General features: G+C 62.9%; 11 protein-coding genes. 3 read left to right on the top strand and 8 right to left on the bottom strand.

Annotated features, from left to right (window positions below; translation table 11 throughout):
- The first annotated feature begins 142 nt into the window (after positions 1-142).
- A complete protein-coding gene (locus tag OEG81_RS13135; protein ID WP_264129706.1) occupies positions 143-622 on the top strand; it encodes a VOC family protein in 480 nt (159 codons plus the stop codon).
- A gap of 24 nt (positions 623-646) precedes the next feature.
- On the opposite strand, the gene sodC is transcribed toward OEG81_RS13135, so the two are convergent.
- From sodC to OEG81_RS13095, 8 genes are all read right to left on the bottom strand, one after another.
- Entirely contained in the window at positions 647-1,168 is a 522-nt protein-coding gene (gene sodC / locus OEG81_RS13130; protein WP_317135382.1) for a superoxide dismutase [Cu-Zn] SodC, read from the bottom strand.
- 151 nt (positions 1,169-1,319) lie between these two features.
- Positions 1,320-2,048, bottom strand: coding sequence for a 7-cyano-7-deazaguanine synthase QueC (gene queC, locus OEG81_RS13125; protein ID WP_264129703.1), 729 nt, complete (start codon positions 2,046-2,048; stop codon positions 1,320-1,322).
- Positions 2,045-2,713, bottom strand: coding sequence for a 7-cyano-7-deazaguanine/7-aminomethyl-7-deazaguanine transporter (locus OEG81_RS13120; RefSeq protein WP_264129702.1), 669 nt, complete (start codon positions 2,711-2,713; stop codon positions 2,045-2,047). Before OEG81_RS13120 ends, queC begins: the two co-directional genes overlap by 4 nt.
- A gap of 112 nt (positions 2,714-2,825) precedes the next feature.
- The gene (locus tag OEG81_RS13115) at positions 2,826-3,443 is read right to left on the bottom strand and encodes a hypothetical protein (RefSeq protein WP_264129701.1); all 618 of its coding nucleotides are present in this window, start codon (positions 3,441-3,443) and stop codon (positions 2,826-2,828) included.
- A gap of 303 nt (positions 3,444-3,746) precedes the next feature.
- Entirely contained in the window at positions 3,747-4,721 is a 975-nt protein-coding gene (locus OEG81_RS13110) for a nickel/cobalt transporter (protein ID WP_264129699.1), read from the bottom strand.
- Positions 4,721-5,347: a DUF1007 family protein gene (locus tag OEG81_RS13105; protein ID WP_264129698.1), complete on the bottom strand. Its 627-nt coding sequence runs from the start codon at positions 5,345-5,347 to the stop codon at positions 4,721-4,723. Before OEG81_RS13105 ends, OEG81_RS13110 begins: the two co-directional genes overlap by 1 nt.
- Before the next feature lie 64 nt (positions 5,348-5,411).
- Positions 5,412-6,455, bottom strand: coding sequence for a metal ABC transporter solute-binding protein, Zn/Mn family (locus OEG81_RS13100; RefSeq protein WP_264129696.1), 1,044 nt, complete (start codon positions 6,453-6,455; stop codon positions 5,412-5,414).
- 146 nt (positions 6,456-6,601) lie between these two features.
- A complete protein-coding gene (locus OEG81_RS13095) occupies positions 6,602-8,881 on the bottom strand; it encodes a TonB-dependent hemoglobin/transferrin/lactoferrin family receptor (RefSeq protein WP_264129695.1) in 2,280 nt (759 codons plus the stop codon).
- 71 nt (positions 8,882-8,952) lie between these two features.
- On the opposite strand from OEG81_RS13095, the gene OEG81_RS13090 reads away from it, so the two are divergent.
- Together OEG81_RS13090 and OEG81_RS13085 are read left to right on the top strand one after the other, a co-directional pair.
- Positions 8,953-13,749, top strand: coding sequence for a cobaltochelatase subunit CobN (locus tag OEG81_RS13090; RefSeq protein WP_264129694.1), 4,797 nt, complete (start codon positions 8,953-8,955; stop codon positions 13,747-13,749).
- On the top strand, positions 13,746-14,414 hold the full coding sequence (locus tag OEG81_RS13085; protein ID WP_264129693.1) for a hypothetical protein: 669 nt from the start codon (positions 13,746-13,748) through the stop codon (positions 14,412-14,414). The genes OEG81_RS13090 and OEG81_RS13085 overlap by 4 nt, the downstream gene beginning before the upstream one ends.

The raw sequence follows: 14,414 nt of genomic DNA, 5'->3' as shown, positions 1-14,414 counted from the left end.
ATTCCGTCATCACTGTTCATGAAGGAAGAACAATGAACGTTTGCGGGCCATGGCTCGCTTCCCCGGTATACAAATTCCTGAATTGGTTCGGCCCTCTGCACGGCTAGAATTGAGCGTCTGTTCCAAACTCACGAGGATAAGCATGGCCAGCAAGAATACAGTCTGCCTCTGGTACGACGGCGCCGCATTGGATGCCGCGGTTTTCTACGCCGAGACATTTCCGGATAGCGCGGTGCTGGCTGTCCATCGCGCTCCAGGCGATTACCCCTCGGGCAAGCAGGGCGACGTCCTGACGGTCGAGTTCATCGTCATGGGCATTCCTTGCCTGGGCTTGAACGGAGGTTCGGCGTTCAAGCACAACGAAGCATTCTCGTTCCAGGTGGCGACCGACGACCAGACCGAAACGGACCGCTTGTGGAATGCGATCGTCGAAAACGGCGGTCAGGAAAGCGCCTGCGGCTGGTGCAAGGACAAGTGGGGGCTGTCGTGGCAGATCACGCCCCGTGCCTTGACGGCCGCGATCACGGATCCTGACCGCGCAGCGGCCAAGCGCGCGTTCGACGCCATGATGAGCATGAGGAAGATCGACATCGATACGATCAAGGCGGCCTGGCGCGGCTGAGTTTCCGATGCCGCCTCGCCGGCGCTATTCAATGACGCCGCAAGCCATGCGTGCTCCGCCGCCGCCCAGCGGTTTCGGATGATCGGAATAGTTGTCGCCGCCTTTGTGGATCATCAGCGACCGCTCCTTTACGTCGGCCAGTTTCAGGCGCGGGGCGAGCACGGGAATGTCCGACGTCCCATCCTCGTTGACGTAAAGCGCGGGAAGGTCGCCCAGGTGGCCGTCGCCCCAGGGCAAACCGTGCTTGCCGGTTTTCTTGGGGTCCAGGTGCCCTCCGGCTGCTTGGGCCGGCGTCATTTTCCCGTCTTTTTCGGCGGCATCGCAACTGGGATTCTCATGAACATGGAAGCCGTGGACACCCGAAGACAAGCCGGTGAGTTTGGGCGTGAATACCAGGCCATATTGCGATTCGGAAATGGTGACGGCGCCCAGGGCTTTCCCCGCTCCCTTGTCGGTGGCCTCGTGCATGTTCACCGTGATATCGGCATAGGCCTGGCTTGCCGTGCAGAAAAAGGCGCCGGCCGCCATGCGTACAAGCAATTTCATCATCGATTTCTCCTGGGAGGGATGCGGCGCCATGGTTGGCGCATTTAGGGAAGGGCTGCAAGACTAGAAAGCAGCAAGGCAGCAATCCCCATGCCCGCCGAGCCGGCGGCGCCCAGGAGCGTGGGGCCGGCGAGAGGCCGTCAGTGTCGTTTCAGAAGGAAGCCAGCCGCCGCGACAGCCATAGCCGGTATCCCTGTTCGCGCAGCGTGCAAGCCGGGCAGCCGCCGCAGCCATAGCCCCAGGCATGCAAAGTATCGCGTTGGTTCAGATAGCAGCTATGGGTTTCCGTGCGCAGCAATTCCACCAGTGGCACGCCGCCCAATTGCTGCGTCAATTCCCAGGTGTCCGCCTTGTCCAGCCACATCAATGGGGTTTCCAATGTTAGCGGGCGATCCACGCCCAGGCTCAGCGCCACCTGCAGGGCTTTCAGCGTATTGTCGCGGCAGTCGGGGTAGCCGGAATAATCCGTCTGCGACATGCCGCCCACCAGCACGTCCAGCCCGCGCCGATAGGCCAGGGCGGCCGCCAGCGTGAAGAACAACAGATTGCGGCCCGGTACGAACGTATTCGGCAGGCCGTCGGCCTGCATGGCGATGGCGATGTCGTCCGTCATCGCCGACGATCCCAACTGCCCCAGCACGTCCACATTCAGCAGATGATCCTCGCCCAGGCGTACCGCCCAATCGGCTTGCTGTTCGGCCATGCGGCGGCGCAGCGTGGCGCGGCAGTCCAGCTCCACCCGGTGGCGCTGGCCGTAGTCGAAGCCCAGGGTTTCGACATGGCTGTAATGTGTCAGCGCCCAGGCCAGGCAGGTGGCGGAATCCTGGCCGCCGGAGAACAGGACCAGGGCGCGGCGATGGGTTCGCCCCGATGCGGTCATGCCCCGGCCAACACGGCAGTGCGCCGCTTCATGGCACGGGTGATGGCGTTCAGGGCGACACCGTACATGGGCACGAACAGCAGCAGGCTGACCGCCAGCTTGATGACGTAGTCCACGACGGCGATCTCGCCCCAATGCTCGGCCATGAAGGGATTGCTGCTGCGCCAGAAGGCAATGCCGAAGAAGGCCACCGTGTCCAGCGCCTGCCCGAATACGGAAGCGGCCGCCGGCGCCACCCACCAGCGCACATAGCTGCGGCGCATGCGGTCGAAGACTTGTACGTCCAGCAACTGGCCCAGCACATAGGCGGCGAAACTGGCGAAAGCGATGCGGAACACGAAGGTGTTGAATTCGCCCAGTGCGTCGAAGCCATTGAAGCGGCCTTCATGGAAGAGGACCGACACGGTGTAGGAGGCGATCAGCGCCGGCACCATCGCTCGCGCGATCACGCTGCGTGCCTCGGCCTTGCCGATCAGGCGCACGGTCAGGTCGGTGGCCAGGAAAATGAAGGGAAAGCTGAAGGCGCCCCAGGTGCTGTGAAAACCGAACAGGTCGATGGGCAGCTGCACCAGGTAGTTGCTGGCGATGATGATGAGGACGTGAAACGCTACCAGCAAGGCAAGGTAGAACGATACCCGCGATTGCGGGGCGGAGGCGGATGTCATGATGGACCTTTTTGATGGATGGGGTTAGGGAACCCATGAAGGAAATGCAAGACGCATTATACGCCGTGTTTGAACGCGCCGGCTTGGCCCGCCCTAGTTCGACGCCGATCGGCTACCGCTCATTGGCATCCCCCAGCCACCGCAGATAAGCCGAGCGGGTCGTGGCCGACACCGATTCCAGCACTTTCTGGTGGGTGACTTGATGCCGCAGCGCCAGCCGCGTATCGGCCACGCCACGGGATTTGCAAAACCAGTGGCAGCTGTGCTGCAGCAGATACAGCTCAGCCGAAAGGTGGTAGGCGCGGTTCTTGATATCCAGGCTGTCTTCGTTGTCCACCACATGGCGCAATCCGATTGCATGGATACGCAGCAACTCACGGAAATCCCGCGTCAGATTGGGAAGAAAAAGTTCGGCATAAGGCACGCAGAACGGGAGCGAGCCGATGCTGGCGGCCTGTGCGCTTTCCTTTTGCATCGCGTCGGCCAGCGACTGAACTTGGGCCGCCACAGTGCGTTCAGTCTGGGCGAAGGTTTCCAGCACCTGTATCTGGCGTGTTTCAGCTTTCTCGTGGATGGCGCGGGTATAGCCCTGCGTCAGCGTTTCCATGTGGCGCTCAAGCTGGAAGCCGGCCAAATGCCGCCCCAGCAAGGCAATGTGCGTGCGCTGGTAACGCAGGCACAGCACTCGCCAGGCCACAACAATCATCAACAGAATCAATGCAATGTTCATTGCCTGCGTCCTTTCATCGTCCAAGGAAATTGGCGCGCGCAAAACAAAGAGCCCAAACCTGAGTTTGGGCCCTTGTGAACTGAAGCGCAGGACCGGACATGCATCATATTGATATTAGACAACTCGCGATTTTCCGCATGGGCAGCTTGGTCTCGATCCTGGCCTGGTTTCAGATGGCCGGCGCCGTTGCGATGGATTGTATCAGTGTGGCGGCGCCGGACATCTGGGAAAGGCGGGTCGCCAACAGATTTGCGGAGAAGCAGCAAACCGCGTACCGTGGACCCGCCAGCCGGACTTGGCACGCTACAAAAGCGGATGCGGAGCGGTGTTCAGCCCCTGCTGGAGAAGGCCGGCTCCCATGAGGCCAATTGCCGCTCCGCCAAGCAGGCCCAGCAGGTCGAAAACAAACCCCGCGCGATGCGAAGCGGCACGGCCGTGCTGGAAATATCGCAGCGTCACATGCCGAAACGACACGGTGGCGGTGGCCAGCAGGCTCACGGTTGCAGCCGTACCGAGCGACATGGCCAGCACGGCGGCAATGCCGGCCCAGCGCAAGCCGAACGAATGGGCGACAAGCAGCACGAGTATTGCCCCGGTGCAAGGCCGCATCCCGATCGCCAGGATGATGGGGATCGCGGTACGCCAGGTCAGGGCTTGATCCAGATGCTCGCGAGTCAGTTGATGCGGGCCGCCGCACTCCGCACAGTATGCCTGCAATCCGCCGCCGCTTGAAAATAAGGAGCCCGTGTTTCGTTTGAATTGGCGCCAGCGGCGATACAGCCCTCTGGCACTGCGCAGGGCCAGCACCGAGCCCAGCAGCGCAACCAGGGCGAAGCTGACGTTTTCCAACTGGCCGGCGGCGCCATGGGTGCGCCGCAATGTGTAGCCCAGCACGTTCGCCGCGACTTCCACAAGCACCACCGCCGCCAGGCCTTGAACAATGGCCGACGAGATCGACAGGAACAGGCCACGGCGCAGCCGCGTACTGCTTGTACCCAGGTAGGTCGCGATCACCGCTTTGCCGTGCCCCGGCCCGGCGGCATGGAAGATACCGTAGAGCAGGCTGATGCCGATGAGCGGCCAGCTTGCCGTCCAGCCATGCTCGGCCACCAGGCGTATGGTCCAGGCGAGCTTCTGGTGCAACGCGGCCTGCGTGGTCATGACCCAGGCCAGAAGCCTGCTCCACACGGCATAATGGTTCAGCAACCCCCACATGAGAATCGACAGCGCGCCCGCAAGTGCACAAATGGCCAGTACGCGCACAGAGGGTCCGCGCATCAGTCGCATTGGATATGCACCTTTTCCGCGAAAAGGTCGCCCAGGCCCTCTTCGGGCGTCGCGCCACGGTCCAGGGCGAACGCCCGTGCAATGTCTTCCGCGGTCGGATTGGGCGGTACCACCTGCGCCCGGCAAGGGTATTGTTTATCGCTCCTGATGGTTGGCGGCTCTTCCGGCCGATGCGTCATCTGAATGAAATAAGTGGGGTCGTACACGGAGAAGCCGACGTCATCGCGCAGGGGGTCTACGGGCTGGGCCAGCGGGGCGGTAAAAGACAACTGCAACTGCTCGCCCTTCATTTCACTTTTGAACTGGGTAACGGTATTCAATCTGATCGGACGGCCATTGGCTGTGATGCGCATGAAATAGCCATACGGGCCCAGATTGTCGATGACCTCGGCGGCAAAGTCACTCACCACGGCTTTTTTCTCAGGGCTGTCTTCCCTCAGGCCTTCCAGGATGGCCGCACTGTACAGGTCATCGAACAGCCATTCCTCTTCAATGGCGGTGATCAGCCCTTCGGCCGACAGGACGACCGTGCTTCGCACGTCGATCCAGGCATGCGGGTGGGCGTGCAGGCTGAACGGCGCAAGCGCTAAAGCCAGCGCAGCGAGTGGTCTATTCACGTGGTGTGGGTCTTGCGATTGGCCTGAGTTGAGTTTCGATCGGGATTGAGCGGTTTCCGGGCCTTCATCGCCCCAGGGCGGCGTCCCGAATCGTACTGACATTATGCCGCATCATGTCGATATAGGTAGAGGCGGGGGCATCCGCTGCTGACAAGGCGTCGGAATAGAGCTTGCCGCCAATCTTCATGCCCATCTCGTTGGCTATTTGCTGGATCAGCCGAGGATTGCTGACGTTTTCAAGAAAGATGGCCGATGCCTTCTGGTCCTTGATCTGTTGTATCAATGAGGCGACGCCCGCGGCGGAGGCTTCTGATTCGGTGCTGACGCCTTGTGGAGCCAGAAATTGAAGGCCGTATGCGCGTCCCAGATAGCCGAAGGCATCGTGCGAAGTGATGATCGTGCGTTGGGCGGCAGGGATTTGCGCCACGGTGACTTCAAGCTCGGCGTCCAGCGCCCGCAGCTTCTCATCGTATGTTCTGGCATTCGCCCGGTAGCTTGGGCAACCGGCCGCATCGGCGGCGCAGAAAGCCTCGGCGATATTGTTCACGTAAATCTGCGCATTGCGCACAGACTGCCAGGCATGCGGGTCATACTCGCCGTGGTGATGGTGATGGTGATGGGCATGCTTCTTTTCATGGCCGTGATCGTGTGAGCTGGCTGGTTCTTCCGCGTGATCCTGCGGGCCATGTTCATGGTCATCGTGGTCGTGACCGTGATCGTGGCCATGCTCGCCGTGACCGTCATTTTCTTCCTCGGTATTGCGCAGCAGCTCGACACCTTGGGTAAGTGTTATTACCGGGGCCGTGCTGCCCGATGCACGGACCAAGCGGTCAAGAAAGCCTTCAAAGTGCAGGCCATTGGCCAGCACCACGTCGGCCTGGCCGATGGCTACCGCGTCAGTCGGTTTGGGTTCATACGAATGAGCGTCGCCACTCGGACCGACCAATGTGGTCAGGGTGATCCGCTCGCCACCCACGTTCCTGGCGAAATCGCTGATGATGGAAAACGTGGAGACGACGTGCAGTTCGTGAGCATTGGCTTGCGGCCACACCAGTAAGGCCAGCGCGGCAAGGCCGGCCATACTGGCACGCTTTGTTGATTTGAACATGGGATGCCTTTCTTCGATCGCAGAGTTATAAAAGCTTATATGAAACGTTATAACATATCAATACAGAGCCGCTCGGTGTGCCTGAATTGCGAAGCTGTCATCGAATTGCACGACAGCGTCCGGCACGCGGCCCCATTCTTTTCTTCTTAGAACTCCATCCGCAGATTCGCCGAGATCGTTCGCCCCGGCGAAGTGTAAGCGGCAAGTCGGGCGTCGTTGCCGGTCAAGCCGCTGACCCTCGACCAATCGTAGTATCTGCGGTCAAAGAGATTGAACACTGCAAGATTGAGCGTGGCCTGCTTGCCCAGGCGCATGTAGCCAGTCATATCAACCGTCGTGTAGCCGGCGGTGGTCAAGGGCACCGGGGCGGTGGGGCCGGTTTGCGTCAAATCTTTGTTGACCCGTTTTTTGGCTGAGACCAAGGTGCTGGTCAACCGGGCGCCATATCCGCCGCCCGCGGCATCCCAAGCCAGGCCCGCGACCAGCCTGAAGGGCTGCACGCTATTCAAAGGCTGGTCGTTGCTCAGGTCATTGCCCATCGACCACTGGGCTGCGCCTATCAGGCGCCATCGGTCTTTGCTGTCGAGCCATGGGTTCAGCGACAGCGAGCCTTTGGCCTCGATGCCATAGATTTCGACCTCGCCGATATTGCGCGACTGAAAGCGGCGGATGGCGCGTGGACCACCGCTTGCCCCAGGGGGGATATAGGCGATCATCTGGGTGTCGATGAAATCCTTGTATCGGTTGTAATACCCCGTCAATTCATATGTGCCCAGCTCGGACTCGCCGCGAATGCCCAGTTCCACCCCCCGGCTGCGCTCGGGATTGAGGTCTGGAGCAGGAATGAAATCATGGATGAAGGTGGCCACGGGCACCTGGCCGATCCGGTTCAATTGATCATAGGTGGGCATCCGGAAACCGGTGACATAGTTGGCATAGACGACTTGCCTTGGGCGCCATTCGTAACTAAGCCCCAAGCGCGGCGTAAGCGCGCTTTTGGATAAACCCACCGGCTCGCTGTTGGCCACGTTGACGTTGGCAAACTCGGCATCGGGCTTGGGCGATAGCTTGTAATAGTCGTAGCGCAGGCTGGGTGTGAGTTTCAAGCGCCCGTCGCCAAAAGCGATCTCGTCCTGAAGGAATACACCGATATTGCGTACATCGGTGTCCGGCGCGATCTTGCGCGGGTAGACGTCGCCGTCGATCACCTTGGTGGAGGCGCCTCCGGCGGCCATGCGCTGGTTGGCATCGTTGTAGAAGCTGATCGATTTGGACAGCAGGTCAACGCCCGCCACCCAGCGATGGGCGAGGGCGCCGGTCGCCGCGTGGCCGTCGAGCTGAAACGAGCCCGACCATTGCGGTTCGCGGTACGAGAGCAGGGTTTCGCGCAGCAGGACCGGCGATGCGCCCGGCGGCTGACGACGCTCGGCCGTGCGTTCCTTGCTGGTGCTGCGCTGATAGTCGATCTGCGCTTTCAGCGTATCAAACCATCCGGCCCGGGCATCCCAGCGGTAGGCCAGCCCCAGGCGCGAACGCGTGCTGTCGTCGTCCGCCGTGCTGCGGTTGATGCGTGTGCCCCCGGCGATCGGCCCGGCAAGCGAGTCCTGGTCCGTCTTGACGCTTTGCGTGTAGTGCTCGCCGGTCAGCGTGAGCGTTTGTGACGCACCCAGATCGAAGATTGATTTGAGCAGCACGTTCTGCTGTCGGAAGTCTTGCGGATTGGGCACGGCGCTGGTGTCGTTGTTTTCCAGTTCATGGCCTTCGCGAGCGGCCACCGAGATCAGGTTCTGCGTGGGACCGGCGCGAAATGCGAGGTTCGCGGTGGCCGAGCGGCTGTTATCGGCGCCGTCGTAGCCGATCGAGGCATTGCCTGCGAAGTTGCGTGCATCATCCAGAAAGTCGGCTGGAGACAGGGTGCGGAACAGCACGACACCGGCCAGCGCGTCACTGCCGTACAGGCTCGATGCCGGACCGCGCAAGGCTTCCACGCGCGAGAGCGAAGCCGGATCCAGCTTGAGCTGGCCCAGATTGGCGCCCGCGGCTGCGTAGCCATTGGGCAGCCTCACCCCATCCACCAGCATTGCCAGGCGCTGTCCGCCGATGCCACGCACTTCAATCCCCGCTTCCCCGCCTCGGCCTCGCGGCTCGCGCTTGACGGCTATGCCCGGCTCGTAGCGGAAAAGTTCGCCGAAATCGGTGACAAGGTTTTCCTGCATCTGCGCCTGGTCGATGACGCTGATGGTGGCCGGCGTCGTCAAGGCTTCGGTTGACTGGCGGGTGGCGGTGACCACTACGGGGGCTAGTTGCGCTGTGTGTGTCGTGGACGTTTGTGCATGGGAAAAGGGGCTGTCTTGCGCATGCGCACCGTGTGAGAAAGCGCCGGCAAGCGCCAGTGCAAGAGGCGTCCAGTGGTGGGATCGAATCATGTGAGGCCGTAAGAGTGTGTTAAAAAATGATATGTTATAACATCACATTATTGATGGTGAAAAGAAAAATCATGAGTCGAACGAGATGGCTTGATCGATGGGCGGCGCTATGGCCGCGCTCTCGCCGCGCGATCAGGTATGGTGTGGTGGCGGTGCTGCTCTTGAGCCTGTTGGGCGCCGTCTGGCACTATTGGCTCGCGCCGACGCGCGTGGTGCTGGTGAACTATCCGGACTTTCAGGCCGCGCGCATCATTCAGGCGCGCCCGAACGTTCTCGTCCGCGTGCAGGCGCTGAAAACGGAGCAGTTGGACAGCATTGGAGGCTACGACCTGGCGCTTGTCTTTGGCCGGGGCCTGAAGCTGGGCGAGGCGCAGCTGGCGCGTTTGCGTGCGATGGGCGCCTCGGATGCGCCTGTCTACGTGGATGGCGCGACCGACCCGCGCCACGATGTGAGCAACCTTAAAGGCGCTGACCTGGATGCCGTGTCGGGCTACCTGCGTAACGGGGGACGGCGAAACTATGCGCAGCTGCTGAACTATGCGCGCCGCATATTCGATGGCAAGCCTCTTTTTTCCGCTGCCGTGCAGTCTCCCGAGGAAATGCCCAGGGACGTGTTCTTTGGCCTGGATGAGACGGCGGTGTTTACCGACTTTGCGGCCTTTCGGGCATGGCGCCAGGCTCAGCCGGGCTGGCAAGCGGGCCGGCCGCGCCTGGCTCTGCTGACCAGTGTGCCCGGTCCCTTCAATGCCAATCGCGAACACGTCGATGCGGTGATCCGGGCATTTGAGGCCAAAGGCTTCAATGTGGTGCCCATCTCGGCGGTGGGCCGTCGCTTGGCGCTCTTGCAGCAGGTGGATCCGGCGGCGGTGATGTACATGCCTCATGGGCGGCTGACCCTTGGGCAGGCCGATGAAGCGCAAGCGTGGCTGGCCCGGCGCAATGTTCCGCTATTCGCGCCCTTGACCATTTTCGATGAGCAAAGCGACTGGGAGCGCGACCAGCGCAGCTACGATGGCGGGCTGTTGACCATGTCGGTGACGCTGCCGGAACTGGATGGCGCGATTGCACCCATGGTGATCGCGGCGCAGGCGCGCGATGCGAACGGCTTGAAGGTTTTTCGGGCTTTGCCCGAGCGACTGGCGCGTTTTGCCAGTCTCGTGCGGCGTACGGTGGCGCTCAAGAACACGCCCAATGACCAGAAGAAACTGGCGATCTACTATTACAAGGGACCGGGTCAAAGCGCACTGACCGCGGGCGACCTGGAGGTGGTGCCGTCCCTGTATGCGTTGCTCCAGCATCTGAAGGCACAAGGCTACCGTATCGAGGGATTGCCCGATACGGTTCAGGGGTTTGCCCGGCTGCTTCAGCAGCGCGGACCGAATATCGGCCCCTACGCCAAGGGCGACTTCGCGGCCTTCGCGCGCCATTCGCATCCGGCGCTGGTATCCGCCGCACAGTTGGAAACGTGGTGCGGCGCGAGTATCGCGCAATCGTTGTGCGACCAGGCCGCCAAGCAATTCGGTCCTGCGCCAGGCAGCTATCTGCGTGTGGATGATCAGGTCGCCGTGGCGCGTGTTCCCTTGGGCAATATCGTGCTCTTGCCGCAACCCTTGCCGGGTATCGGGGACGACACGTTCAAGCTCGTGCATGGCACGAATCTGGCGCCGCCCTGGCCATACCTGGCTTCCTATCTTTGGACGCGCAACGTATTCCAGGCCGACGCGATCATGCACTTCGGCACCCATGGCAGCCTGGAGTTCACTCCCTGGAAGCAAGTGGGCCTGTCCGATCACGATTGGCCCGATGCCCTGATCGGGCAAACGCCGCACATCTATCTGTACACCATGGGCAATGTGGGCGAGGCCATCATTGCCAAGCGGCGCAGCTACGCCACCATCGTCTCGCATCTGACGCCGGCCTTCCGCGAGGGCGGGGCGCAGGGGGGGGCCAAGCAGCTGGCCGACCGGCTGCAAGCCTGGGACCACGCCGAGAGCCCGGCGCTGAAGGCCGAGTACGCCAAGGATACGCAGCGCCAGGCGATAGCCCTCACGCTGCACGAGGACTTGGGTTTTCCGGCGGACGCGGCCTGGAGCGTGGATCAATTGCATAAGCTGGCGGACCACGTGGAAACCCTGGAGCATGCCAAGATCACCGCCGGACTGTATACGCTGGGCGTCGCGTATGCGCTGGACGACCAGCGCGCCTCGGCGCGTCTCATGGGGCGGGATGCCCTGATCCAGGCGCTGGCCGAGCTCGATGTGGCACGCGGGGTGGCCGTGCGCGCGCAGCTGGACAGCGCCGCATGGTTGGCCGAGCACTATCGCGGCCGGGCCGATGCGCTGATCACTCAGGCCAGTGCGGCAGGGGCCGAGTCCGCACAGGTGTTGGCGCGCGTTGTCAGCGATTCCGAACTGCGACGCGCCCAGGCCTGGGAGCACGCGCAACAAAAGCCCAGCGATGAGGATCTTGTCAAAGGCTTCATGAACCTGGGCGCGTCGCGTTCGTCCGATGGCGCATCGCAGCGCATGCAAGCCGCAACGGATGATGGCACCTTGCTGCGCCACCTGGTGCGCGCCGCGTCCGATCCGGAAAAGCGTGCGTTCCTGTTGGCGCTGCGGTCCGATAAAAAGTTCAAGCAGGCGATGCGCACGCTCGATCCGCAGGCGCTGGAGAAAGCGCGCAGCGTGGCGCGCGCCATTCCGGCGATGGCGCGGGGGCTGGATATCGCCACCGACAGCGATGTGCGGGCCTTGCTGCTGGCCATGCGCGCCGATTCGGCACGCGCCAAGGTGCTGGACTTGCTGAACGATCCGGCCATACTGGCCCGTGCGCAGAAGCAGGCTGGGCAACAGCGCCAGGCCCTGGCCGAGCGTGCGCGGGCCGAACTGCCCAGGCTTGAACGCATGAGCGGACAGCAGCTGGCCCAGCGGACGGCCTCCATGGACGAGGCGCAACTGCGCGATACGCTTGCCGCCATCCGCTTTTGGCGCGAAGCGCCGACGCTGCCGGAAGACCTGAAAACCCGTCTGACGGGAGCACTGCCTGCGTTGGAAGGAATGCAACGCGAGCTGGAGCACGAGCTGGAGCACGAGCTGGCCCGGCGTGAAGAGCGTGAACGCGCGTTTGCGCAAGCAGTGCTGACTTTGCGCGACCGCCTGGCCGCCATTCCGGGCTATCAGAAGCTGCTTGCGGCCAGCCCCGCGCGCGAGCTTGCCGCGCTGGACAATGCGCTGGCCGGCGGGTTTACGCCGCCTTCATCGGGCGGCGATCCGATTGCCAATCCCGACGCGCTGCCCACCGGCCGCAATCTGTTTTCCATCGATGCCGAGAAAACGCCTTCCGAACAGGCCTGGCGGGTGGGCGTGCGCCTGGCCGACCAGTTGCTTGCCGAGCATCGGGCGGGGCACGATGGCGCCTGGCCCCGGAAAGTGGCCTTCACGCTATGGGCGGGCGACTTCATCCAGACCGAGGGCGTGGCGCTTGCGCAAATCCTTTATCTGCTGGGAGTGGAGCCGGTGCGCGATCCCTTTGGCCGTATCGCCAGCCTGCGCCTGGTCCCGCAAGCCGAGCTCGCGCGCCCGCGCATCGATGTGGTGGTGCAGACCTCGGGCCAGTTGCGTGATCTGGCGGCATCGCGCCTGTACCTGATCAACCAGGCCGTGGCACTGGCGGCCGGCGCGCGCGATGAGGACAACGCGGTGGCGCAGGGCGTTCGGGCCGTGGAACGCGAACTCAAGGACCGGGGCCTGTCGCCGATGGATGCCCGGCGCTTTGCCTCGGTCCGGGTTTTCGGTGGAGTCAATGGCAGCTATGGCACGGGCATCATGGGCATGGTCGAGGCAGGAGACCGCTGGCGGGACGCCTCGCAGGTGGCACACACCTACCTGAACAACATGGGCGCGGCGTTTGGCGAAGGAGATCTGTGGGGAGCCTTTCGGCCCGGCGTCTTCGAGGCCGCGCTGGCCGGCACCGACATGGTGATCCAGCCGCTGCAATCCAATACCTGGGGGCCTATCTCGCTCGATCACGTCTACGAGTTCATGGGCGGGCTGAACCTGGCGGTGCGCGAAGTCACCGGCAAAGACCCGGCGGCGTACTTCAGCGACCTGCGCAACCCCTCGCGCCCGATTGTGCGCGAAGCGGGCGCCGCGATCGCCGTCGAGGCGCGTGCCACCTTGCTCAATCCGGCGTATATAGAAGCCATGACCAAGGGCGGGGCGTCCTCGGCCGAGACGTTCGCTGAAACCTTCAGGAATGTGTATGGCTGGAATGTGATGAAGCCTTCGGTCATCCGGCCCACGCTATGGGATGCCCTCTACCAGACCTACGTGCAAGATACGCAGAACCTCGGGCTGCATGCCTTCTTCGAGAAAACCAATCCTTACGCCTTGCAGGAGATGACGGCGGTAATGCTGGAGACGGCGCGCAAGGGGTACTGGCAGCCCGGCGAGCGGGTGCTGCGCTCAGTGGCGAACCTGCATGCCGATCTGGTCTCGCGTTTTGGCGCAAGCGGCACCGGGTTCGTCAATGATAACCGGGCACTGCGTGCATTCATTGCACAGCAGCTCGAGGCCGCGCAGCGCCAGCCCTACGAGGACAGCCTGCAGCAGGCCAATGAGGGCGCCTTGATCGACATCGACAAGGGCGTGGTCTTGAGCAAGGAAGGCGGTTCCGCCGGGCAGTCGCCAGCGGAGCGGGACGCAGGCCTGGAACCAAGCCCCGTCACGAAGACGAAATCCGCGGAAACCCCGCCCGCCTGGCGGGGGCCGGCCATTCCCGCGAGCGCCGTGCTTGGCCTGCTGTTGATGCTGGCGGCGGTAATTGCCTGGGTACGTTGGCGCCACGCCGTTGCGGGGAGGGACGCTTGAATCTGGTTCAGCTTTTCGTGCTCGTGCTTGCCGCCGTATGCCTGGTGCTGGCCGCGGCACAGATGTCGGCGCTGCGCCCACGCGGCTTGATGATGCTGGCGGTGGCGATGGGCGGAGGCGTGCTGATGACGGGCGAAGTGGCCGGCAGAACCAGCCTGGCTGAAGTGGTCAGTTGGGTGTCCGATCCGCAAAGGCGACTGGATCTGTCGGCGCTGTTGCTGCTCGAAGCGCTCGTCCTTGGCGGTCAGGCGCTGGCCGTTGCCCAGGACGGGGCGGGCCTGAAGTGGCGCATCGTGGGCGCATGCCCGCCGCCGTCCTTGCTGGCCGTCCTGTTTTTCGGGCAGGTGGCGGCCATGCTGGCGGTCGATGGCCTGGACTACGACCTTGTGTCATGGATCTGCGCCATGGCATTCGCCGGCTTGTTTGTATCGAGCGCCTGCCTGCTGCGTTGGCTGTTGCCGGACCGGCTGATGCGCTCGGGGCTGCGAGTTGTGCTGCACATCGCGCAGGCGGCCATCGGACTTTGGCTGGCCAGGCCCGCGCAAGCGCTACCTGCGGATCCCATGCCAGCCATGTGGGCGCGATTAGGCGTTGTGGCCGCCGCCGTACTTGTCTTCATGGCGCTGGGCTGGTTCTGGCAGCGCCGCTCTACTTGGAATCGATGA

This window comes from Pollutimonas sp. M17, from assembly GCF_025836975.1.
GTDB lineage: Bacteria > Pseudomonadota > Gammaproteobacteria > Burkholderiales > Burkholderiaceae_B.
The sequence above is the reverse complement of the archived record's forward strand: the minus strand, read 5'-3'. Positions and strand labels throughout refer to the sequence as shown.